The sequence below is a fragment of the Gemmatimonas phototrophica genome, from assembly GCF_000695095.2.
GTDB classification, from domain to species: domain Bacteria; phylum Gemmatimonadota; class Gemmatimonadetes; order Gemmatimonadales; family Gemmatimonadaceae; genus Gemmatimonas; species Gemmatimonas phototrophica.
The window spans coordinates 3,451,696-3,475,726 of the sequence record NZ_CP011454.1 but is presented as its reverse complement, the minus strand read 5'-3'; the positions used below and the strand labels follow the sequence as shown (position 1 = coordinate 3,475,726).

Genomic DNA, 24,031 nt, shown 5'->3' with positions numbered 1-24,031 from the left:
GAACGACGCCTGCTGAGCCACGCACCGACTATCACTCATGTTCCTCCTCCCGTTTCATGTCGTCGGGTGTACGCACGAGGCCAATCCAGCCGATCTCGTGGGGCGCGTCCGACTGTCACATGAGCGCCTCACCGGGGCGCTTGCCGAGCTCCAGCGCCGAAATGTGTCGGCGGTGATCGTGAGTACCTGTCATCGCACTGAGTTGTACTGGTGGGGTGACGGGGAGTTGCATGAATGGTTTGCCGAGCTGCTGCGCGATGGGCGCACCGATGACTTGAAGTTCGAACGCGCCGACGCCGATCTTGCCGTCCGTCATTTGTTTGCCGTGGCGGCAGGCATGAAGTCAGCGCGTTTCGGAGAACCGGAGATCCTTGGTCAGATCCGCCGCGCGTGGATGCTTGCGCAAAGCGCGGGAACAAGCCGCGGTCCGATTGATGGGGCGTTCCGCCAGGCCATTGATGCGGCACGCCACATTCGAGCCGACATGGGCACGGATGCCGACGCCTCCCTCGGCGAACTGGTGCACGAGCGACTGTCGGCACAATTGGGCAATCCCTCACGCGTTCTGGTGCTTGGCTCTGGCGACGCCGCCCGCGGAGTGCTTCAAGTGCTGCGTACTCGCCCCATTCCGGGAGCCATGGTTTCAGTCACCAGCCGGACCGATACCCGGGCCGCCACTTTGGCGGCGGCGTACCAGTGTCCGGTGGTGCCCTGGGGCGATCGCGAGGGCGCGATACGCAGCGCGGATGCCGTGGTTTTCGCCGTGCACGTGACTTCGCCTCTGGTGTCGGCCGGGTTTGAAGACACCCTGCCGACGCGCTACACGTCGGCGGTGTGGATCGATCTCGGCGTGCCGGCCGCCGTGCACTCCGCGTTTGCCGCGCCGCAGGTCGACCTCGTGACCTTGGCAGCGCTCGAGACCCAGCGTGGTGCGGAGGTTCATCGTGCGCAGTGGCGCGCGCTGCATGAAGCCCGTCACCGGCGAGCAGCGGTGGCCTTGCAGCAGGAGCTCGCGCGCTATGCCCGAGCCACCCATCGCCATCACCTTGGCGCCCGGCTGGGGGCGTTGGAAGAGCAGGCGCTTGCCGTGGCCACCTCAGACGAGAGCGCGCCCGTGGACGAAATGGTGCGAAAAGTGACCCGCCTCGTGCTGCGGGAACTCTCCCGCGCCTGACGACCCGTTGGCGGATCGGGTGACATGCGCGGTGGCCGTGGATACGGCACTGGGGAGTGCCCGCAGCGATGCGTCCTCGTATTCCCCCATGAGGCACAGTTGCAGCCAATTACGCGCTCGCAGGTAGGCACTCTCGAACCCTACATGCCACTGCTGTTGCCGTAGCGTCAGCCCGACCAGCTGCGCGGACACGGTTGGGGGGAGCGGGATCGTGTGAACGATGGGCGACGCGCAGTCCTGAGCGGCGAGCGTGTGCAGCCCCCGCTGCGCCAGCGCCTCGCGCAGCCAGCGCCCATCGCGCCGTCGCTGTGCGATGCGGGTGGGCCAGTCGGTGCTGGTGAGACTGGCATGCAGTGCATTGAGCAGATTGGACGATTGCGTGAAAGGGACGCCGTCGCTGGCAGCGGCGAGGTGGAGATCGAGGTAGCGGGGGACCCGCACAGGCGGTGTTGCCGGCAGCTCCTCGTACAACACCACGGCCACTCCTGGAAATGACGCCAGCGCCTTGCCACTCACCGCGCTGGCACACCAGACCCCATCGAGACGTATCGGGAGAGCCCCTACACTACTCACGGCGTCGAGGGCCAGGCGGGCCCGATGCCGTTGCGCCAGCGTGCGCAGCAGATCGAGATCATTCACCACGCCGGTGCTGGTTTCCGTATGCACCGCCCACAGCCACTGGGCGCGAGTCGTGATCATGGCCGCGTCCACCGCATCGAAATCCAGCGCTGCCCCCCACGGCGCCCTCACCACCGTATGGGGCAGGCCAAGTCGCGTGGCATGATCCACGAGCCGTTCACCAAACTCACCATTGCTGACAATCACGCCACGGCTATCCAGCTGCAGCAACTGCGCACCCACCACGTCATTGGCCAACGTCCCCGAACCAAGGAGCAGGGTGGCGTGCCGAGCCTGCGTCATGGTGCACAGCTGTGTCTGCACCTCGCGGTACTGCGCCATGAACGCGTCTGCCCGGTGCGACAGGGCTGACGCATTCATGGCGGCCTGGACGGCAGGCTTCATACCTACCGGACCCGTCTGGAAGTTGCCGCCACGCACCGGGCGGTGACCTGTGACCATGAGCGCCGGTGGCCACTGCTGCACCTGCGCCTGGGTTATGACCATCGGCTGGTACTGGGCGTCGTCTGAGCCAATACGCGGGCCAAAAGGGGTAAATCCCATATGGTGGTAGAGCGCCAGCTGGCGGGTGGTGCCGGAGATGACGGCCGCATCAAAGCCGCGCTGCATGAAGTGTGCGGTGATGAACTGCGCCAATCGCACGAACACTCTGGTGGCCCGGAACGCCGGTTCCACGGCCAGCAACCGGATCTCCACGGGCGTGCACCCCGGCGGCAGCCACTGGTCGATGGCGCCGAGCTTCTGGTCGAGCGAGAATGGGCGCTGGGCACGGCCGGTCACCATACCGACCACCTCGCCGCCCACCTCATAGACCGCGTACACGTTCTCGTCGTGGAAACGATCTACCAGGCGGTGCGCTGTGTTGGGCGCATGCTGAGGGATTTCCTCGACGAATGTGCGGTAGTTCAGGCGATGAATGGCCTCGTGGTCGGCCGGGGTCGCCAGTCTCACCGTTCCGGAAAGGGGCATGTTCATACGGCAATTATGCCCGGCCGGAGCGCATCGCAACATCCGTCACGTGACGGATATAGCCCACATATGGCTCGCGGAACCGGGAAACTTGGCGAACGTGCGGCGACTGCCACAAAAGATGGAGGGGGCAGGGCCAGGCGGAGACGCATCGGCAAAACCTATGCATCACATCAAAACATTCGATTGGGACAATGCAATGTGGATGCTTACGCTCTATTCAGAAGGGGAGTAGCGCCGCCTGCTGACGTGGACCGGCTGCAGGTGCGACCGATTCGCCAAGACTGCGCCCGCGAGTGCGCACGGATCGGCTGGGGCCACCACTGTGGCCTGTGCGAGACCTTCGCGACCTATCGGACCTTGCACGACCGTGCAGTCCCGTCCGAGGGAAGACGCGAAGCGCTCGCACTTCGCACATCCTGGAGCTCTTGCCATGCATGCGACCCGTGTCTCCTCCCGCCGATTCCCAACGGCTTACCGCGCCACTGCGCTCGCGTTCTGTGCGGTGCCACTGCTGACGGCCTGCGCCACCATCCGTCAGGATGAAATCGGGGTAAAGACCAGCTTCGGGCGGATCTCCAGCGGCCCGCTGCAGCCCGGTGCCCAGTTCGTCATTCCCGGCATCAACTCGGTGCTGCGCGTGCCGGCACGTGTGGTCAATCGCGAGGTGCGTCTTGAGATGCCGTCCAAGGAAGGGCTCAATGTGGCGGCGGAAGTATCCATTCTCTATCGCGCGAAAACGGAAAACATCCGCCAGATCCTCGAAACGAGCGGTGTGAGCTACGAAGACGATGTCATTATTCCGGTGTTCCGCTCTGCCGCGGCCGATGTCTCGGCGCGCTATATGGCCAAGGACATGCACTCGGGTACCCGTACGGGCATCGAGCAGGCCATTCGGCAGCAGATGATGGAGACCCTCTCACCGCGAGGCTTCGTGGTGGAGAATGTGCTGCTCAAGAGTATCAAGCTGCCTTCGGACCTGGCGCGCGCCATTGAGGAGAAGCTGGAAGCGGAGCAGCGTTCGGAGCAGATGCGCTTCGTTCTTGATCGGGAAAAGCAGGAGGCCGAGCGGCGGACTATTGAGGCGCAGGGTATCCGTGATTCGTGGGCGATCATCGCCCAGGGGTTGACGCCGGCCATCATCAATTACCAGCAGATCGAAGCGTTCCGGGAGTTGGCGCGCAGCAACAACGCCAAGGTCATCGTGACGGATGGCAAGTCACCCATGATGCTGACAAACGACACCTCGGTGGACCCGCGCATCAGCACGGGCGCGATGGAATCGAGTACGGCCAACGCCCCGCGTCGCGAAGTCCGGCCGTCGCTGCCGCCGCTCCCTGTACGCAAGCCGTGATCGTACCGGTCGGACGGGGCGGCGCATGAGGGGGCGCGTGCTCTGGCGGCGTACATGGTGGTGCTGGGCGATGCTTGTGGGGGGGCGCCTCGATGCACAGGATGCTGGGCGCCCGCCGGCGCGCACCGATGATGAGCGCGGCCGTCTTGATCTCGGCGTTGGCGATGAGATACGCGTCAGTCTTGGCGGCTATCTCCAGGTGGATGGCCGATGGGCATCCGGACCGCAGGCGCGCGCCCCCGATGGCCTGCTGCTGCGTCGCGCGCGGTTGGTCTTCGATGCCGCCCATCGGCAAGGATGGCATGTGCGATTACAACCGGACTTCGGCCAGGGGCGCGTGCAGGTCCAGGATGCCTTTGTGGGCTGGCGCGGCCGCGCCCTGACGGCTCGATTGGGGCGCTTTCGCCCCGCGTTCGGCACCGAGCGCATGCAGTCCTCCAGTACACTGTTGTTCGCCGAACGCAGCGCGGTGAACACGCTTATGCCCAGCCGCAGTATGGGTGGCCAAATCAGCGTTCAGGGAGGGGCGCTCACCCTGACGGGCGGCGCCTTCCGCACGCCGTTGCGGACCGATGCGCCTATTGTGGACACCGACGGCGATGTCAGTGCCACCTCCGGCGTCGGCTACGACCTGCTGGCGCGCAGCAGTTGGCGACGTACCGCCAAGACGATCTATGCGGAAGTGCAGGCGAGCGTCCTGGCGGGCGAGGAACGGGGGACACTCGAGACGCCAGCCGTGGCCCGGCTGCTTTCGGTCGGCCAGCAGCCGCTGGCCGTGTTTCGCAGCGACGGGACCAACGAAGGGACGGTTATTGCCGACGGCCGGCGCGGGCGCGCCTCGGTGGGCGGCGTCGCGGGCACTGCGCGCCTCATGGTTGGCGCCGAAGCCGCGCAGCAGTGGCAGCGGGTCCGACTGTCCGCCACCGATCGCCTCGTTCGCAGCGCGGCGCTCTCGCTGCGCTCGGCACTGGTCTTGAACGGCATCCGCGATGTGCATCAGGAGATCACGCCACGCGGCGGCGCCGGCGCCATCGAAGTAGGCGCACGCGCCGGCCTGTTGCGGCTCACGCATGACGTGGCCCCGCGGCTGTTAGCGGGGGGATCGGTGCGTGAGGCTCGCACGGCTGGTGTGGCCATTGGGTGGATTCCCACCGTGACCACTCGCCTGACTGCCGCTCTTGATGCAACCACACCGACCCTTGGCGGTCGTCGTGAACATGTCGCGGTCATGCGTTGGCAGCAGGCGTTCTAGTGCGGATGTACCCCGTGTCATGAACGGGAACGTATGTCGTCGTTGCGAATGACGGGGCGTGGCTGCAAGCTGATCGGTGACTCTGGAAAGCCCCCTCCATTACCGGCCGGCCCCTATGACCCTGCGAATTCAAAGCGTTTCCAAAACGTATCCCAACGGCGTTCGTGCGTTGCAGGATCTGTCGTTGACTATTGCGCCGGGAATGTTCGGGCTGCTTGGCCCCAACGGTGCGGGCAAGTCGTCGCTGATGCGCACCATTGCGACGCTGCAGCCACCCGACAGCGGTTCCATCATGTTCCGCGACCTCGATGTCCTGCGCGAGCCGGAGAAGCTGCGCGCGCAACTGGGGTACCTGCCACAGGAATTCGGGCTGTACCCCAACATGCCGGCCGACGCCATCCTCGATCACTTCGCCACGCTCAAAGGGGTGGTGCAGCCGGGCGAGCGCAAGGAGCTGGTGGCATCGCTGCTGCATCAGGTCAACCTCTACGATGTCCGCAAGAAGAGTGTGGGCGGGTATTCGGGAGGCATGAAGCAGCGGCTGGGCATTGCCATTGCGCTCGCCGGCAGCCCCAAACTGCTCATTGTGGACGAACCCACCGCTGGCCTTGATCCCACGGAGCGGAACCGTTTTCTCAATCTGTTGGCCGAGATCGGTGACGATGTGGTGGTGATCCTGTCCACACACATCGTGGAAGATGTCCGCGAACTCTGTTCGCAGATGGCCGTGATCAACAAGGGGCAGGTGGTGGTGCAGGGGGAGCCGGAGCGCATTCTGGATGAAGTGCGTGGGCATATCTGGCGCCGCACCATTCCGCGGCAACAAGCCGAGGCGTATCGCGCGCAGTATCAGGTGATCTCGAGTCGCATGGTGGCCGGCAACACGGTGCTGCATGTGTATGCCACGAGTCACCCGGGTGATGGCTTCGAACAGGTGGAGCCCAGTCTCGAGGACGTGTACTTCCACCGTCTGGCGGAAGCCTCCGGTGGTCGTGTTCCCGTGGAGGCCTGATGTTCGGCCCTCTGTTTGCGTTTGAGCTGCGCGGGCACTTCCGGCGTCCCACCACATGGCTGTACGTGGCCATCATGTTCTTCCTAGCCTTCTTTGCCCTGAGTACGGAAGCGGTGCTCACCGGCGCGGCCATGGGGAAGGTAAAGAAGAACAGCCCGTATGCTCTGGCACAGATGTACGCCATCATGCTGGCCATTGGGCAGATCATCACCAGCGCGCTGGTGGGGTCGTCGGTGTTGCGGGACTTCGAGGCCGGCGTGCACGAACTGGTCTTTACCACCCGAATCTCCCGCAGCGGATATCTCGCGTCCAAATACATGGCTGCCCTGCTGGCCATGTTGCTCGTGTTTGCTGCGCTGCCGCTGGGCGCCATCGTGGGCTCGGCCATGCCATGGGTCGACCAGGAAACGCTGCAGCCCATCAATCTCTGGTTCTACCTGCAGCCATTTCTGCTCATTGGCGTGCCAGGGGTCTTCTTTCTCAGCGCGCTGCTGTTCTCGGTTGGGTCGCTCACCCGCAGTGCCTTTAGTGTGTACGTAGCTGGAATCCTGCTGCTGGTGGGGTATTCCGTCGCCGACGAACTGGTGCGCACGCTCGATCGCGACCAGCTCGCCAACCTGATTGATCCGTTTGCCATTCGCTCCATCGATCTGGTGACGCGCTACTGGACGCCGGTGGAGAAGAACGCCCGGACGCTCCCGGTGGAGGGATTCATTGGCATCAATCGCGCGGCGTGGTCGGCGCTCGGGGCGCTGTTGCTTGCCGTGACGTTCCGCTTCATGCGACTCGAAAAGGAATCGCGGGTTACGCGTAAGTCACGCGCGTCCAAGGCCGACGCCGTGGTGCGCGACCCGGTGAATGTGCTGCCACGAGCCGCAGGGAGCTATGCACCACCAGGTATGGTGGCGGGATGGTGGAGCGTCACACGGTTTCATGCCCAATCGCTCGTACGTAGCGTGCCGTTTCTGGCCATTGCCACCATCGGACTTATCAACACGCTGATGAACGCGTGGTATGCGGATCAGAACGGGCAGAACCGCTCGTGGCCCATGAGCTGGCTGATGGCCGAGTCGTCCATTAACGCGTCGTTCCTGTTCATGCTCATTCTGCTGACGTTCTATGCCGGGGAGCTGGTGTGGCGTGAACGACAGGTGAAGCTTGATCAGGTACTGGACGCCTCACCGGTACAAACAGCGAGTATTGTTTTGGGCAAGATGTCGGCCATGCTGCTGCTCTTGCTGGCGTTCGCCACCGCCGCCATGGTGGGCACCATGGCCGTGCAATTGCTAAAGGGCTATCCGGTGCTCGATCTGCCGGTGTACGGGTTGTACGTCTACGTCGCGGACTTTCCGACGTGGATGCCCATGGTGGCGTTGGCGTTTCTCGTGCAAGCGCTGGTGCCGCGCAAGCCCATTGGTCATGTGATCATGATTCTGGTGTGGGTGAGTACCGCTGCCACCGCCAATCTGGGATATGACTACCGGCTGCTGAATCTGCTGTCCACGCCCAGTCTGCGCTGGTCCGACCTTAACGGCACCGGTCCGTATCTGCAGGCCTTTCCGGCAATACATGGGTACTGGACATCCATTGGCGTGGTGCTGGCGGTGTTGGCGTATCTGTCCTGGCAACGGGGCACGGCGGACGTACCGTTTGCGGTGCGTATGCGAGCGCGGTTCACCGGTGGAACGCGCGCGGCGGTGGCGGGCGGATTGGCAGGAGCCGGCGCGTTTGGTGGACTTTTTTTTTACAACGCCAGTGTGCTCAATCCCTACTTCACGCGTAAGGAACGGGAGCAGCGGCAGGTGCGCTACGAACAGCAGTGGCGCCCGATGGAACGGCTGGTGCTGCCCAAGGTCGTGGCCGTTGAGCTGCAGGTAGATCTTGCACCCACGGCCGGTACGGCCCGCACAGCCACGAGCTATACCGTGCTGAACCGGAGTGGCGTGCCGATTGATACAATGTTGCTCAATGTGGCCGCCGATGCCGCCGCACTGACCGTCACGCTGGATTCAGTCACCATCGACCGGCCGTTCACGACAATCCGGCACGACAGCGCCTGGGGCGTGCACCTGCTGCGCCTGGCAAGCCCTCTCGCGCCCGGGGACTCGCTGCGCGTTCGCGTGGTGCAGCGGTTTGCCCGTCGTGGTTTCCCGAACGGGCAGCCTGACCGCTCGTTGGTGGAGAATGGCACATTCTTCAACCGGGAGATGTTTCCCTCCTTCGGGTACCAGGCGTCCAACGAGCTCGCCAGCGATGAACTGCGTCGCAAGTATGCACTGCCGCTCGCCCGCCGTGGAAAGCCACGCACCGATTCGGCGGGGCTACAGCGACAGTCGTTCCTGGCCGATGCCGACTTCGTGACGTTCGAGGCCACCGTCAGTACCGATCCGGATCAGATTGCCATGGCGCCCGGCTACCTGCAAAAGGAATGGACGGCCAATGGGCGGCGCTACTTCCACTATGTGATGGATACGCCGATGCCGAATTTCTTTTCGGTGCTGTCCGCACGGTGGACCGTGACGAAAGCCATGTGGGGCACGGTGCCAGTGGAGGTGTATCACCATCCCACGCACACGTTCAACGTGGCGCGCATGCTGGATGCGTCCAAGGCATCGTTGGCGTTCTTTTCGCAGGAGTTCGGTCCGTACCAGCACCGGCAGCTCCGCATTCTCGAATTTCCGCGCTACGCCGGCTTTGCGCAGTCGTTTCCCAATACGGTGCCGTACTCCGAGGACATCGGCTTTGTGGCACGGGTAGACAGTTCGGACGTGGAAGACACGGATCTGCCGTACTTTGTCACCGCGCACGAAATCGCCCACCAGTGGTTCCCGTATCAGCGCATGCCGGCCGATGTGGAAGGTTCGCAGATGTTGTCGGAGTCGCTCTCGGAGTACGCGGCGTTGGTGGTGACCGACCGCCAGCACGGGCGGGCCTTTACGCAGAAGTTCCTGCGCGCCGAACTGGAGCGGTACCTCCGTGGTCGCGCCGGTGAAAGCAAGGGCGAGCGGCCACTCACGCGGGTAGATCTCCAGAGTTACATCTGGTACCAGAAGGGAGCGATCGCGTTTTTCGCCTTACGCGATCTCATTGGGCAGGAGGCGCTGCACACCGCGCTGCGCGCCTACCTCGACGAAGGCCGGTTTACCGGCCCGCCGTACGCCACCTCGCTCGACCTCATGCGGCACATCAATGCGGCCACGCCGGATTCGCTCAAGTACGCCATTGAGGATTACTTCGAGACGATCACCCTGTGGGATGTGAAGACCGACAGTCTCTCCAGTACGAAACTGGCCAATGGGTCGTACAAGGTGGTGCTCACGGCCACGGCCAAGAAGCTGCGGGCCGATTCACTTGGCGCGGAAACCGAAATCCCCATGAACGATCTGGTGGATATCGGGGTGTTCGGTGCAGCCAAGACTGGAACCCGCATTGGCGAGGCGCTGAGCCTCAGGCGTGTGCGGGTGAAAGCGGGCACCGCGCGCTACGAATTCGTGGTACCGGTCAAGCCGGCTCGCGCCGGTATTGACCCGTACAACCTCCTCATTGATCGCAATCCGGGGGACAACTCCCGCGATATCGGCAACTGAGGAGGTCTGAAACGACAAACGGCCCGCGCAGCCATGCGCGGGCCGTTTGTTGTTCGGTGAGCTTACACCCCCACCAACTCCTCTACCGCAGCGGCTGCCCCGGCATCAATGAGCGCAATGCGCAGCACATCACGCAGCGTCTCCACCGGATGGAAGGTGAGCTGCTTGCGCACTTCATCCGGCACATCCTCAAGGTCTGCCTCGTTGGCCTTGGGGATGATCACTTCCTTGATGCCCGCCCGGTGGGCACCGAGCACCTTCTCCTTTACGCCGCCAATGGGGAGCACACGGCCGCGCAGGGTGATCTCTCCGGTCATGGAGACGTCGCGCCGCACTTTGCGGTTGGACATCTCGCTCACCAGCGCGGTGGCAATGGCGATCCCGGCACTGGGACCATCCTTCGGAATCGCGCCGGCGGGCACATGGATATGTGCTTCGCTGGCCCCGGCCACCCGATCGGCCGGAATGCCCAACAGCTCGGCGTTGTTGGTCGCGTAGGTCAGCGCCGCGCGGGCGCTTTCCTTCATCACGTCACCCAACTGCCCGGTGAGGATGAGGGAGATGGGCCCCACGCGCACCTGTTCCTCATCGTCCGTCGGCTTGGTACGGCCGCCGCGACGAATACTCGCTTCCACGAACATGATGTCGCCGCCCATGGGCGTGTAGTACATCCCGGTGGAGATCCCCACCTCATCGTGTTCGTTGGCACGCTCCGGATGCACCTTGGGGCGGCCCAGCAGTTCGCGCACTTCGTCCGCGCTGATCACCTTGTCGTCGATGGTGGCCGTATCACCCATGGCGACCCGTCGCGCCACCTTGCGCGCCACGGCGCCCACCTGACGCTCCAGCTGGCGCACGCCGCTCTCGCGCGTGTACTCGCTGATGACCTTCATGATGGCCTCGTCGCTGAAGACGAGTTCGCGCCCGGCCAGTCCGGATTCCTCCAGCTGTCGCGGCACCAGATACGTCTTGGCGATTTCCGCCTTCTCCCGCTCGGTGTAGCCGCTGAAGTCCACCACTTCCATACGGTCCAGCAGCGGGCCGGGAATGTTCTGGATGAAATTCGACGTGGCGATGAACAGCACCTCGCTCAAGTCGAAGGGGACGCCCAAGTAGTGGTCGGTAAAGGAATCGTTCTGTGCCGGATCAAGGACTTCCAGCAGGGCACTGCTCGGGTCGCCCTGATACGACTGGCCGAGCTTGTCCACCTCGTCCAGCAGGAAGACCGGATTGCGCGTGCCCGCCTGCTTCATGCCCTGGATGATACGCCCCGGCATCGCCCCTACGTAGGTGCGCCGGTGCCCACGGATGTCTGCCTCATCGCGGGCGCCACCCAGCGCCACGCGCACGTACTCACGGCCAAGGGCGCGTGCGATGGACTTCGCAATGCTGGTCTTGCCCACCCCCGGCGGCCCGTTGAAAAGCAGAATGGGGCCACGCGCCATGGCACGCGACTTGGCTTCCCTGGTGTCCGTGATCTTCTGCTCGGCGTCGCTGCTGCCCAGCGATGGGGTCGCGTCTGACGTGTCGCCCTTGAGCTTCGACACCGGGAACTCCCCCGTCGTCGCGACTTCGGCCGCCACCTGCTGCGCTCTCAACTGACGCACGGCGAGGAACTCCAGCACGCGATCCTTCACATCCTTGAGGCCGTAGTGATCTTCGTCGAGAATCTCACCGGAGCGCGCCAGTTCGAGATGATCATCGCTGCGGCTGTTCCACGGCAGTTCGGCGATCCACTCGAGGTAGGTGCGAATGACCTGCGCCTCCATGCTTTCGCGTCCGGCACGCTCCAAGCGCCCCAGCTCGCGTTCCACTTCCGCGCGTGCCTCCTTGGGAAGATCGAGCTTGCTGAGCTTGTCGCGCAGCTCGGAGATCTCCTTGCTGGAATCGTCGTCGCCCAACTCCTTCTGAATGGCCTTGAGCTGCTCGCGCAGGAACATCTCGCGCTGCCGTTCACCCAGCTCTTCCTGCACCTGACTCTTGATGTCCTCCTGCGCTTCCAGCAGGCCGATCTGCCGCTGGACATGCACGAGCACCCGGCGGAGGCGCTCTTCCACGCTCAGCGTTTCCAGCAGTCCCTGTTTCTCCGGGACGGTGAGCTCGATGTAGCCCGCCACGAGGTCAGAAAAACGACCGGCGTCTTCGACCGAGTCGAGCACTTGATGCACGACCTCTTCCGGCAGGCCGCGCTTCTCGCCCAGTTCAGCCGCCCGTTCGCGGGCTTCCTTGTGCAAGGCGGTAAAGGCGGGATCTTTGAGATCCAGCGGCGTCATCTCTTCGGCCGGCACAATGACCGCCGTGAGATGGCCATCCTGTTCGGCGTAGTGCAGCGCCGTGGCGCGTTGCTCTCCCTGCAGCAGCAGCTGCACCCCGCCCAGGCCGCGCTGCACCTGACCGATGCGGGCAATGACGCCCGTGGTGAAGAGGATGTCGGAGGTAGGCTCCTCGGTGTTATCCCGCTGCGCCACGGCGAAGACAAGCCGGTCACCCTTGAGCGCTGTTTCAATGGCGCGAAGGGTGCCGGGTCGCCCCGCCGCAATGGGCGCGGTGATTCCGGGGAACATGACCGTCCCACGCAGGGGCAGGACGGGAAGGGTCTGGCGCTGACTCATAGGAAATCCCGATCAAGAGGAATGGCGCTCATGAAGGAGCACGATCCGCACCGTCGGGATTACGCCATCGCGGCAGCATTCGCAAGCTGAACCGGCGGAAGGGTGCCGGGATGACCTCCCCGCCCCCTGCCAAAAAGGCGTCGCCCCTCCCGTCGCCGTGGGGTGAGTCATTTTGCAACTTCAGGTATCTTCCCCCCGTATTACCCCCCATCCCGGCCCTGGCTGGGTGACACAGGTGCTCCGGGAGACGGTTGGTCCCAACCAGATGCTATTCCCGGTTTGCCCGCGGTGCTACACTATGAAGTACCGGTCCGACTCCCCGTAATCCGTCCCGAGTGTCCGAAAACGCCGCCCACCACGCCGAAGACGCCGAACTGCGTGCTCACGTAGAGCAGGCGCTCAGCGCCGCCTACGAGCTCGACCAGGAAATCGGTCGTGGCGGTATGGGCATCGTCTATCGTGCCCGCGACCGGCGTCTCAAACGGTTCGTGGCCATCAAGCTGTTGCCGCCGGAGCTGTCGTTCCGGCGCGATGTGCGTTCGCGCTTTCTCAAGGAAGCCGAAACCGCCGCGCAGCTGAGCCACCCGAACATCGTGCCCATCTACTCCGTTGATGAGGTGGGCAATCTGGTGTTCTTCGTCATGGCCTGCATTGACGGAGACAACCTCGGCACCCTCGTGCAGAAGCGCGGGCCGCTGCCCATTGAGAACGTGCGGCGCTGGCTGCAGGAAGTGTCGGATGCCCTGGCCTATGCGCATTCGCGCGGTGTGGTGCATCGCGACATCAAGCCTGACAACATTCTGCTCGACGGCATTGATGGCCGGGCGCTGGTGACCGACTTCGGGATCGCACGCGCCGCCAGCAGCGATGGCACCGATACACCGCGGCTGACCGCCACGGGCATGGCCATTGGCACACCGGCGTACATGAGCCCGGAACAGGCTTCGGGCGATCGGGATCTGGACGCCCGCAGCGATCTGTATTCGCTGGGCATCGTGGCGTATCAGATGCTGTGTGGTGAACCACCCTTTACGGGCGGCACCACGCCGGCCTTGCTGGTCAAGCATCTCGCCGAAGCGCCGGTCCCCATTACGCAGCGTCGCCCTGACGTGCCCCCCGATCTGGCGGCTATTGTCATGCGTCTGCTGGAGAAGAACCCGGACCATCGGTTTCAGCAGGCCAACGACCTCACGCAGGCCATCAAGACCGGTATTCTGCCGCCCGCGCATCCCGGCGCGACGTCCGCCAGCATGCCGTTGTCCAATTCGCCTGTCACCTTCAATGGCGCGCCCATTGGCGGGATGCCGTTGCCCGGGAACGGAACGCCGTCGTTTTCGCCGCCGTCCTATCAGGCCCCAGCCTATTCGCCCCGCACGCTGACGACCGCTCCCGCAGGCTTCGGCATGTCCACGGCCACCGGGGCGTCGGGGATGCCGACGCCGCTGTCATACGGTCAGGGGTACGCGTCTCACGATGACGCGTATGTGGCTACCGCCGAGGATGTGGCGCGTTGGGAAGCGCCGCAGGTCCAGAAGTTCCGTCGGCAGCTGGTGCCATATCTGTTCGTCAACAGCGCCTTCGTGGTCTTCTCCATTCTTGGGGATGCCAGCTTTGGTGGGGTCACCACCATTTGGTCCGTGTTCATGGCGTGGAAGTACGCCAAGCTCTGGTCCGATGGGTACGACTGGAAGGACGTGCTGCGTCAGCCCAAGCACCGCATGTTTGGGGAGGTCATCGAAGACCTGACCAACTCGGTGCTGGCCACCTTCAGCAGCAAGAAGCGCGAGGAGTTGCGCGCACAAGGCAAGCTCACCAACCGCCTCAAAGGATCGCTCACGCTGGGCGGGCCCAATACGGCGCTCACGGTGCGCGGTCCGTCGCGCCCAGGCGCCGCCATGGCCCCGGCGCGCGACGACGAATTGGGCAGCTATATGCCGCTCGTCCGTGCGGCACGGGCTGATCGTGAAGAGATTGGCCGGTTGTTATCCACGCTGCCTGCCGACGAGCGCAAGCGCATTCCTGATGTCGCGGCCACGGCTGTCGATCTGGTGAACAAGCTGGAGACGATCGCCAGGGATCTCGTGCGCATGGAGGTGACGCTGTCGCCCGAACTGCTCGCGCGAGCCGATCAGGAAATCGCCAGCCTCGAAGCCGAAGCCAACCCGCTGGACACGTCGCGCAGTGAGGCCCGCGTGCGGCGGTTGGCGCAGCTTCGTCGCGAACGGCGCGCGCTGGTGGACGGGCAAGCCAAAGTGCAGGCGCGGCGCGGCCAGCTGGAGAGCTGCCGGCTGGCGCTCGAAAACGTCCGCCTCGATCTCGTGCGCCTCCGCACCGGGAACAGCTCGGTGCAGAGCGTCACACTCATTGCCGAACAGGCCATGCAAATGGCCCGGGACGTTGATATTGCCGTGCAGGCGGTGAACGAGGTGCGCGATCTGACGTCGCCACGCTCGGCCACTGGCGCGGCATCCGGCCGCGTCTGAGAGCGTAGGCGCGTCGATGTTCGACACCCCTGACGTCGCGCCTGAGCAGCTCCCCGGACATCGTGCCGGCAACGTGCACGGCAACCTCGGCCGGCACGATGCGCACGCCGCAGACGCAGCGATGCTGCGCGACCGGGTCACCGCGGCGGTCGGTGACATCTACCTCATTGATCGTGAGGTGGGACGTGGGGGCATGGCCGTGGTGTACGCAGCCGAGGACATTCGACTGCAGCGGAAGGTGGCCTTGAAGGTGCTGCCGCCCGACCTCGCGTTTCGCCCTGAGGTTCGCGAGCGCTTTGTGCGTGAAGCCCAGACGGCGGCACGACTCAATCACCCGCATATCGTGCCCATTTACGCGGTGCACGAAACGCAGGGGCTGGTGTGCTTCGCCATGTCGCTGGTGGAAGGGGAGAGCCTCGCGGCGCGGATTCTGCGCGAGCCCCGCCCCGCGTTTGCCTTTGTGGCCAATATGCTGGAGCAGATGGCCGATGCGTTGGCGTATGCGCATGCCAGCGGAGTGGTGCATCGCGATATCAAGCCGGACAACGTGCTGCTCGACAAGGATTCCGGGCGCGCGATGGTGACCGACTTCGGCATTGCGCGCGCTGCTGAGAGCGGATCACGGCTGACGCAGACCGGTATTGCCGTGGGCACGCCTGCCTTCATGAGCCCTGAACAAGCCATGGGCGACAAGGAAGTCGACGGCCGCAGTGACGTGTATTCCGTGGGCGTCATTGGCTATCTCATGCTCACTGGAAAGCTGCCGTTTGAGGCGTCGACTACGCCGGCGATGCTCATGAAGCAGGTGAGCGAGACGCCGCCGCTGCTGCGCGGCTTGCGCCCCGATGCGCCGCGCGTGCTGGTGGAGATTCTCGATCGGTGTCTGGCCAAGCGGCCGTCAGACCGGTGGGAAAGCGCCCTGCAACTGCGGGATACATTGCGGCGCGTGCAACGCGACGGGTCGTTATTGTCGCCAAACGTGGGGCCGCACGCTGCTCAGGCGCTGGCGCCCGTGGTGCCGCCGCCATCGCTGTCACGTGAGGCGGGGGACGACAAGTTCGGACACCGGGCGGAAGACTGGGCGCCGCGTCGTATCGTGGAGCCCGCACCGGCACCGCGGCAGTTGCCAGCGGTTGGCGCGTTGCCTCCGGTGCCGCAGCTGCCGCCGTTGCCGCTGGGCGCCGACCGCTCAGCGCAGCGCGCCTGGAAGAAGGCACAGAAGGATGCGGTGCGCACATGGCGCCAATCGGTGAAGGAACAGCGCAAGGCCAATTCGGCGGTATTCGTCGAACAGCTGAAGGCGCAGCAGTTGGCCAATCTCCCCGCCGCGACACCGGGCAAGTTGGCGGAGCGTGTCCTCACCTTCCGCAAACACGTCAAATGGCTTGGGGCATCGGCGGCAGTTGGCACGGCAAGCCTTCTGATTGGCGCCCCACTCAACATCGAGCCGCTCCTCATTCCGGCGGTTGGCGGTCTGATTGCGTCGATGGTGAGTCTGCAGCTCCTCACGATCGACTTTTTCAAACTGCGCAAGCTGGGCGTCTCGCCCTTGGCCGCGTGGCGCGAAGACTGGCGTCAGACGGCGGCACGGTTGGATACCCGCACGCACGCCGATCGCCTGCGCGAACTCACCGAACGTCATGCGGGCCCGGTGGTAATGCAGTCCCCGTACGGCAATGCCGTGCGCAATGCGGCCGACGATCGCCTGGTGATTCAGGAAATCACCAGCGCGTTGACGCCGGAAGACCGACAGCTGGTGCCCGATGTGGAGCCCACCGCCGAGGCGCTGCTGGAGCGGGTGGGCTCGTTGGCGACGGGACTGGAGCGGTTGGATCGTGACTTGCCGGGCTATGCGCAGGCGGAGTTGCAGTCGCGCATTGCGGCCGTGGAAGCGGAACCTGCGCAGGCGCCTGATCGGGAGCGTCGCCTGGACTTGCTCACACGTCAGCGGACCAGTCTGGAGGACTTGCAGTCACGTCGGGCCACCATGCAGCGGCAGCTCGAGAGCGCGAGCATGGCGTTGCGGTCACTCCGTTTCGATATCGTGAAGCTGCGTACGATGGGCGTGAGTGCCACTGCCGACGACTTTACGAACGCCACGCAGGAAGCCCGCGCCGTGTCACGCGATCTGGGCTACGTGCTGGACGCTGCCGAGGAAACCCGGCGGCTCTGACCCGTTGAACCCCGGCATGCCGGAAAACTTTCCAAAGGCGAATCGAATCGCCCGGTTACTTGTTCGTGTCGCGCATACGGGCCATCAACTGCCGCACCCGCTCGATCCAGTGGGTCTCAACCACGAGCAAGTTGCCGGTGGCGCCATCGCCGCGCACAGTGCCGAGCATCAGGTCGCCGTTGCGGCTGACATCGGTCACGAGGGCATTGGCCTGCGCGAGCACCCCCGGGGCGGGGGCGCCGGTGGGTGTGCGGCCAAGCGTGTCCCGCCGGACGATCTCCAGCCGGTCATCCTCGGCGATGGTCGCGGTCACCAGTTGATCCCCCTGACGATACAGCAGCGTGCGCGCGTCACTGAGCCACGAAAAGAGACTACCATTGATCGCACTCGCCGCGTTGAACGCCACGACCGACCGCTCGGGACGCGCCAGGTCGAGAATGCGCACGAATGAGCTGCCGCCCTCGATGAACGCGGCGGCCACCCACTTCCCGTCGGGTGAACTCCGCAGTTGCCAGACGGCCTGACCGCGGAGCAACACACGTGGTGGCGTCGTGCTGCCCGGGGTGATCGCCCAGAGTTCGGCCGCATTCGGCTTTGCGGGTTCGGTCACACTCTGGATTCCACTTCGATCTCTATAGACCGCGAGCAGGAACTCCTGGCGGCCAGGGATCGTCTCCATGGAGCGCGCCCGGAGGCCGGGCTCCAGGCGATGGACGACCTCTTCGCCCCCCGTTCCATCGACACGCCGTCGGACCACTTCGTTGCGCCCGTTCTCCACCCGCGTCCAGAGCACCGACTGGCCATCGCTACTCCAGACCGGTGAGGTACTCAGATTCCGCTGACGGGAGGAAAACGGCTGCAATTCGCCGGTGGCGACGGTGCCGATGTACAGGTCATTCAAGAAGGCGCGCTCGGCGACCAGCACCACCCGTCGCCCATCGGGGGAAAGTCGCCCGTCGCGATTGTTGAACAGGCCTTGGCTCGCCCGGTTGGCGCCCTGGCTTGCCGCGAGCCGGAACCTAGTCGTCCGGTCGCGCCCTACGACGACGGCCTCGGCCAGGAAGTCTCCCGTCAAATAGGCCAGCACCCCGTTCCCGGAGAGGCCATACATGCCGGCGCCGCCGTTTCGCACGAACACCTCGTCGAGCACCGTCAACGGCGTCCCGGATACGGCCAACCGGTCGGGGTCGAACGTGACGGCCACCAGCGTCTGGTTCTGCCGGGCCAACAGGAGCAGGTCAGGGGCGACGAATCGGGGCTGGGCGCCGCGCACGCCGAGCGGCGTGAGCGTGCCATCGGAGAGCGAGACGGCCGCCACCTCCCACTCGTCTGGGTTGTCCTCGCCAACGCGCCGGAGATTCACGAGCCCCACACGTCCACCGGGCAACAGGAAGGGGAATGCCAGTCCGACGCCCTTCAATGACACACCGTTGAGTTCGACGGCCCGCGGAGCGTCGAGCCCGTCGCGCACCCAGAGGCGCCCTTCCCGCAGATACAGGACACGGTCCGGGTCGGACCACGAGGGGCGGCTCCCGCTGCTGTCGATCAGAACCGGGTCACCTCCGCCGAGCGGTACCTGCACCAGCTGACCGTCGGCATCCTGCAAAGCCAACCAGCGGCCATCGGGCGAATAGACGGGATTGCCAAAGCCGACGTTGACCGGCACGCGCTTGAGTTCGAGGCTGTCGAGCCGTCGCCGATATAGCGACAGGCGATCGCCTTCGGCCGCGAACACGAATTCGCTGCCGCTCGGGGCGACCGCGATGACCTGCTGGGCTCCGGTCGTACTCAAGCGCAACGAGTCGGGCAGCGCGAGCATGAAGCGGGTGGCTACCGTCGGGGAGGCAGGTACGCGCGACGCGCGCCACCCCCAGAGCGCGGCGCCGATGGCGGCCATACACACCGCGCCGAAAAGCAGCGGCGGCACTCCACGCCGCACGGCCACGTTGGGACTGCCGGCAGGTATGGTGACCGTCGGCCCCGTCATGGCCCCACGCAGCGCGTCGGACAATATGGCGACGGTCGCGAAACGATCCGCGGGTAGTTTCTGCAATGCCGTCAGTACCGCCACTTCGACGTGCGCCGGCACCGTGCTGCGTGTCTGCGAAAGCGGCGCCGGCGGCACGGTGAGCACACGCGCCACGATAGCCTGACTCGTAGGTCCCGTGAACGGCGGCTCGCCGGTGAGCATTTCGTACGTAACGGCACCCAGGGCATACACATCGGCCCGCGCGTCGATGGCGCGTTCGCCCATCGCCTGCTCAGGGGCCATGTATTGCGGCGTGCCCAGCGAGAGCCCCGTTTGCGTCATGCGCGCGCCACCTGACTGCTGCACCGCCAACGCGATGCCGAAGTCCGCGACCAACGCATGACCGCCTTGGAGCAGGACGTTTTCCGGCTTGATGTCGCGGTGAATCACGCCGCGGTCGTGTGCATACTGCAGCCCATCGGCCACTTCGCGCGCGAGCTGCAAGGCATCGGCGATGGGCAACTGCCGCTCTCGGTCGAGGCGCGCCCGCAGCGTCTCGCCTTCGACAAACGGCATGACGTAGAACAGCAATCCGTCCGCCACCCCGCTGTCGAGCAGCGGCAGAATGTGCGGGTGCTGCAACTTCGCAGTCGTCTTGATCTCGGCCAGGAACCGCTCACCGCCAAGTACGGCGCCAAGGTCGGGGTGCAGTACCTTGATGGCCACATCCCGCTCGTGCTTGAGATCGTGCGCGAGATACACGGTCGCCATGCCACCGGCGCCCAGTTCACGCTCTACGTGATAGCGGTCGGCGAGGGCCGTGGCCAGTCGGGAGAAGACAGTCATGGTTTGAGAATTTGCACTAAAGCCCTCGCCATTGCGCGCTGAGCGCTCGCCGGTGGTCGGAACGGCTCAGCGCGGCACCAGCGCCACGGCCCGCAGCGGCCCGCCCGAACCGCCTTCGATCTTCATGGGCAGCGCCAGTACGAACGCACCCGTGGGCGGTAGCGAATCGAGGTTGGTGAGATTCTCGAGCCCCGGTACATTCTTCGCCGCGGCAATGCGATGCACCCGGAAATCCTTCGACTGCCCGCCATCGATGCTCGCCACGTCGGCGCCGAGCACCGACACCTGGCGCTCCTCCACAAGTAACGTTGCCGCCTCGGGGCCGAAGCTCGGGAAGTGCAGCTGGTCGGTACGGCCAGGCGTGTCGTCGCCGAGGTAGGCTTTGCGGTCGGGCCAGCGGCTGCTCCAGCCGGTGCGCAGCAGCACCATGCTGTTCGCGGCGATCTTCCCGTGCGTCTGCTCGAATGCCAACACGTCGTCGCGCGTTAGCAAATAGTCGGGCGCCTGCGCCACCTTGCCACTGATGTCGATCACCACCGCTGCGCCAATGAGCTGCGCCACCGGAATCTGCTCGCTGCTGCGCCCCTGCTCGCTGAAGTGAATGGGTGCATCGAGATGGGTGCCGCCGTGTTCAGGTGACGAGAAGCTGTTGGCCGAGTAGAACCAGCCGCCCGGCGTGGGGCCCTTCGCCTGGGACTGCAGAGAGAACGTGGTGGGTGAATTGGGCCAGTAGATGGTTTGCGCGTTGTACGCGTGCGAGAGATCGATGGGGCGCAGCCGTGCGAGGTCGAGTGCCGGCGGTGTCTTCGTCGCCTGCGACGATGGCGACTGGCAACCACTGAGCAACACCGCGACAACCGGAACCAGCGATCGCATCGCAGAGCGCGGGCAACGCGTAGTCATGATCAGTAGCCCCGTTCGTCGAATTCCTGCATGAGCGTTCCATGCCCATAGCGCGAGGCGGCGTCCTTGCCCCGTTCGGCTGCGGCGCGCGCCTCGTCGTGGCGTCCGAGGGCGACCAGCGTGTCGCAATAGCGCAGCCAGCCGTTGCCTTCATCGTCGTACGTGGCGAGGTAGGCCCCAAGCTCAGTTGCCGCTTCTTCGAGCAGGTTGGCCTTGAGCAGTTCGTTGGCCAGGCCGAATCGCACGAGGGCGTTGTTCGGCTGGCGCGCGGCCATCGCGCGCATGGTTTCGAGACGATCGGTCATGAGAATTGGAGAGGTCAGCGGGTAATGAGTTCGCTCACGAGGGTGCCCAGGCGGTCGGGCGCCTCTTCCGGCGCCACGTGGGCGACGCCCGGGAGTGAGTGTACGGTGGCGGTGTTGTCGGTGGCCGTCTTCACCCAGTTGATGACACGGGCGCTGCGAGCGTCATCGAGAAACGGGTCGGTGGCGCCGAGCACCAGGGCCGTGGGGCACTGCAGAGCGCCAGGCGCCAGCGCCGGCACGGTATCTCCGCGCGAGAGCGCCAGTGCAGACAGCTGGGCGCAGGCCGCATCCCGGCCATCGCGCAGACGGAAGGGCTTGAGGTAGACGTCGAGGGAGCGGGCTCCTGCGTCACGGTGAGCAAAACACGGGAGCAACGCGGCGTGCAGCGCCGAGGCGAGCCACGAGGGGGCGAGGCGCCGCCAGAGTGGCACCAGCGCGGCCACGCGCCGCACGCGGTGATTGAGCACGGCTTCATTGACGTGGCCGGAAAGCAGCGTGGGGTTGACCAGCATGAGATGCGCAATGCGGTCCGGGTGCTCATGCGCCACACGTGCCGAAACCGCAGCGCCCATGCCATGCCCCACCAGCATCGCCTCACGCACCCCCATCACGTCGAGCAGCTGCGCCAGGCGGTCTGCGTGCGCGGCCACGGTCATGGACGTCGAGCCTGGTGGATCACTGCGCCCGTGGCCAAGCAGGTCGAGCACGAGGACCCGATGCCCCTTGGGGAGGCGTGGCAGCACGTCCTGCCACAGATGTGAGGACGTGAAGGAGCCGTGGACCAACACAATGGGATGACCGGCGCCGCGCTGCCCAAAGGCATAGCAGTACAACCGGACCCCGTTGAGGTCCACAAATTCACCGCGCATTCAGCGGCGGAACGAAAGGGGGCAGGCCGTAGGCGCCATTGCTTCAAGGGTAATGAACACACGAACACGGGGGCACCGGCTGTGATCGCCGATGCCCCCGATTTTCGGGGCATCATGAGAGGCCCCCGGATGGAACGTGTCAGCGGCCGCCGCGACGCTGGGGCATGGCGGCCACGTTTTCGTCGAACTTCTTCTTCTGTTCGTCGGTCAGCACGGCCTTGAGAGCCTCCATCTGCTCTCCGTTCATCTTGCGCATCGCTTCCATCATGGCGGGGCCGCCGCCGCCACCGCTCATGGCAGCCTGCCGGGCCTCGGCCTGCTTCTTCATGCCCTGGACCATGATGGTGTCCACCTTGGCCGCCTGGTCGCTGGACAGGGTAATGCCGGCAAAGAGCATTTCTTTCTGGCGCGCCATGCGCTGCTCGGGCGACATCTGCATTCCGCCGCCGCCACGTCCGCCACCTTGGGCGAACGCCGGCGTAGCCAATGCAAGAGCGGCAACTGCGGCAATAACACGAAGGGTGTTCTTCATGGATATGGTCCGTGGGGTGGGGTAGGCACGGCCAATGGCGCCCCTGCGCCGCGTCGCGTGCCTTGAAGTGAAGACGTCGAAAGGGGCGAAAGTGTTAAGGCGCCTCTGGCGAACCCGCGAATTGGGCGTACAATAGCGGAATTGTGACCCTTCCTCCCTCGATCCCACCGCTTCCGGGCCCGGACGCTGTACTTGTCCCTGGCGAACTGACGGTACCGCGCCCGGTCTACGTGCCGCCCCCGCCGCCGCCAGCGGTGGTGCCGGTGCCGGTGACATGGTTGCTGGGGCACGGCAGTCCCGCCGTGCAGTACCGCGTGATGCGCGATGTGGTGGGGTCCCCTCCAAACCACCCGGGGTGGTCCCGCGTGCCGTTAGGGAGTCGGGCCGGCTGGCATCTGCTGGGCATGCAGGACCACGACGGGACTTGGCCGGGGGGAATGCTGAGCGTTCCCCAGGGGCTCGGACTGGAGGGGGTGGGCACCATCCCGGCCTATCGTCGGATGGTGGAGTTGGGGTGGGACACCGAAACCCCGGGCATGACGGTGACCAAGCGGCTGCTCTTCCGGCTGCTGGCCGAGGACACGGACCCAACGTATTTGGCCGAGCTGCGCCCGGCGGATGACGAGGAGGATCTGGTGCTCCGGGGCCGGTTGCAGCTGCGGGAAGCCGCGGCGGCAGCCCTTGCTCAGGCGGGATTTGAGGATGACCCCCGGCTGCGTGGGGCGGCTCGGCGGCTGATTGACCGCGTGCACACGTTCTTCAAATCGCCGCTGGCCCAGAAGCCGTGGATCCGCGTAGGGAACCAGCATGTGCTCCCCCCCGAAGTCGCTCCGCCGTCGTTTCACCTGCTGGTGATGCTCAGCTACATGCCGCAGTTCCGCAGTGAGCACTACCAGTTCATGGACCAGCTGTATGCGTGGCTGACGCAGCCCTGGCCCCGTCAGGTGCCCATGCAGCAAATGGGCGAACGGCTTATTGAGCAGCCGCACTACGTGCTGGGGGACTTTCTCACCACGCGCAGTGCTCTCGATAGCGACATGCCCAGTGCGCTGGCGTGGCTGGAAACCATGGCCCGTATGGGCTTCCTGATGCGGCACGACGGTTGGGTCAAGTTGCTCGACCGGACGCTGGATGACCGGAGCCGGAAGGCGGTGTGGACCCCGCCTCGTTCGGTGGTGATGCCCCCGCAGGTGCCGGCCTGGGCATGGCCGGTGCTCCCGCTGGGAGACAGTACGGGTGGGGGCGAATTGGATGCGGTGCTCTCCGCCGATGTGACGTTCCGGCTAGGGCTGATTGCCAAGCTGGCCGGACGTACCCTGGAATTGCTCTGACCGCGGCGGCCCCCGAGGGAC

General features: G+C 65.1%; 15 protein-coding genes. 8 read left to right on the top strand and 7 right to left on the bottom strand.

The window, feature by feature from the left end; translation table 11 throughout:
* Positions 1 to 37 precede the first annotated feature (37 nt).
* Entirely contained in the window at positions 38 to 1,174 is a 1,137-nt protein-coding gene (locus tag GEMMAAP_RS14700; protein ID WP_026848588.1) for an NAD(P)-binding domain-containing protein, read from the top strand.
* Here GEMMAAP_RS14700 and GEMMAAP_RS14695 read toward each other — a convergent pair.
* Positions 1,097 to 2,788, bottom strand: coding sequence for an aminotransferase class V-fold PLP-dependent enzyme (locus GEMMAAP_RS14695; protein ID WP_053333698.1), 1,692 nt, complete (start codon positions 2,786 to 2,788; stop codon positions 1,097 to 1,099). The two genes, GEMMAAP_RS14700 and GEMMAAP_RS14695, sit on opposite strands and share 78 nt — an antisense overlap.
* Positions 2,789 to 3,215: 427 nt before the next feature.
* Here GEMMAAP_RS14695 and GEMMAAP_RS14690 point away from each other — a divergent pair, with 427 nt between their 5' ends.
* The 4 genes from GEMMAAP_RS14690 (at position 3,216) to GEMMAAP_RS14675 (ending at position 9,987) form a co-directional block, all read left to right on the top strand.
* Positions 3,216 to 4,136: a prohibitin family protein gene (locus GEMMAAP_RS14690; protein ID WP_082821364.1), complete on the top strand. Its 921-nt coding sequence runs from the start codon at positions 3,216 to 3,218 to the stop codon at positions 4,134 to 4,136.
* Positions 4,137 to 4,206: 70 nt separating this feature from the next.
* Positions 4,207 to 5,388, top strand: a complete 1,182-nt coding sequence (locus tag GEMMAAP_RS14685) for a porin (protein WP_026848589.1) — start codon at positions 4,207 to 4,209, stop codon at positions 5,386 to 5,388.
* A gap of 115 nt (positions 5,389 to 5,503) precedes the next feature.
* Positions 5,504 to 6,400 carry an ABC transporter ATP-binding protein gene (locus GEMMAAP_RS14680; RefSeq protein WP_043579448.1) on the top strand — a complete coding sequence of 299 codons (897 nt, stop codon included), beginning with the start codon at positions 5,504 to 5,506 and terminating at the stop codon, positions 6,398 to 6,400.
* Complete coding sequence (locus tag GEMMAAP_RS14675; protein WP_026848590.1) at positions 6,400 to 9,987, top strand: M1 family aminopeptidase; 3,588 nt, start codon at positions 6,400 to 6,402, stop codon at positions 9,985 to 9,987. Before GEMMAAP_RS14680 ends, GEMMAAP_RS14675 begins: the two co-directional genes overlap by 1 nt.
* A gap of 62 nt (positions 9,988 to 10,049) precedes the next feature.
* Here the strand turns inward: GEMMAAP_RS14675 and lon are convergent, their stop codons facing one another.
* Positions 10,050 to 12,599, bottom strand: a complete 2,550-nt coding sequence (gene lon / locus GEMMAAP_RS14670) for an endopeptidase La (RefSeq protein ID WP_026848591.1) — start codon at positions 12,597 to 12,599, stop codon at positions 10,050 to 10,052.
* Positions 12,600 to 12,934: 335 nt separating this feature from the next.
* Between lon and GEMMAAP_RS14665 the strand changes: the two genes are divergently transcribed.
* Together GEMMAAP_RS14665 and GEMMAAP_RS14660 are read left to right on the top strand one after the other, a co-directional pair.
* Positions 12,935 to 15,082 (top strand): serine/threonine-protein kinase, encoded by a 2,148-nt coding sequence (locus GEMMAAP_RS14665; protein WP_053333699.1) that lies wholly within the window; start codon positions 12,935 to 12,937, stop codon positions 15,080 to 15,082.
* A 16-nt stretch (positions 15,083 to 15,098) separates the two neighbouring features.
* Entirely contained in the window at positions 15,099 to 17,255 is a 2,157-nt protein-coding gene (locus GEMMAAP_RS14660; protein ID WP_053333700.1) for a serine/threonine-protein kinase, read from the top strand.
* A gap of 55 nt (positions 17,256 to 17,310) precedes the next feature.
* Here GEMMAAP_RS14660 and GEMMAAP_RS14655 read toward each other — a convergent pair whose 3' ends face one another.
* The 5 genes from GEMMAAP_RS14655 to GEMMAAP_RS14635 all read right to left on the bottom strand — a co-directional run bounded on the left by GEMMAAP_RS14655 (position 17,311) and on the right by GEMMAAP_RS14635 (position 22,679).
* A complete protein-coding gene (locus tag GEMMAAP_RS14655; RefSeq protein ID WP_053333701.1) occupies positions 17,311 to 20,070 on the bottom strand; it encodes a serine/threonine-protein kinase in 2,760 nt (919 codons plus the stop codon).
* A 66-nt stretch (positions 20,071 to 20,136) separates the two neighbouring features.
* On the bottom strand, positions 20,137 to 20,946 hold the full coding sequence (locus GEMMAAP_RS14650; protein ID WP_026848592.1) for a cyclase family protein: 810 nt from the start codon (positions 20,944 to 20,946) through the stop codon (positions 20,137 to 20,139).
* Positions 20,947 to 20,975: 29 nt separating this feature from the next.
* Positions 20,976 to 21,278 carry a hypothetical protein gene (locus GEMMAAP_RS14645; protein WP_026848593.1) on the bottom strand — a complete coding sequence of 101 codons (303 nt, stop codon included), beginning with the start codon at positions 21,276 to 21,278 and terminating at the stop codon, positions 20,976 to 20,978.
* Positions 21,279 to 21,292: 14 nt separating this feature from the next.
* Positions 21,293 to 22,147 (bottom strand): alpha/beta fold hydrolase, encoded by an 855-nt coding sequence (locus GEMMAAP_RS14640; RefSeq protein WP_053333702.1) that lies wholly within the window; start codon positions 22,145 to 22,147, stop codon positions 21,293 to 21,295.
* Positions 22,148 to 22,286: 139 nt separating this feature from the next.
* Positions 22,287 to 22,679, bottom strand: a complete 393-nt coding sequence (locus GEMMAAP_RS14635; RefSeq protein ID WP_026848594.1) for a hypothetical protein — start codon at positions 22,677 to 22,679, stop codon at positions 22,287 to 22,289.
* 143 nt (positions 22,680 to 22,822) lie between these two features.
* Here GEMMAAP_RS14635 and GEMMAAP_RS20355 point away from each other — a divergent pair, with 143 nt between their 5' ends.
* Positions 22,823 to 24,010: a hypothetical protein gene (locus tag GEMMAAP_RS20355; protein ID WP_145979162.1), complete on the top strand. Its 1,188-nt coding sequence runs from the start codon at positions 22,823 to 22,825 to the stop codon at positions 24,008 to 24,010.
* Positions 24,011 to 24,031: the final 21 nt, after the last annotated feature.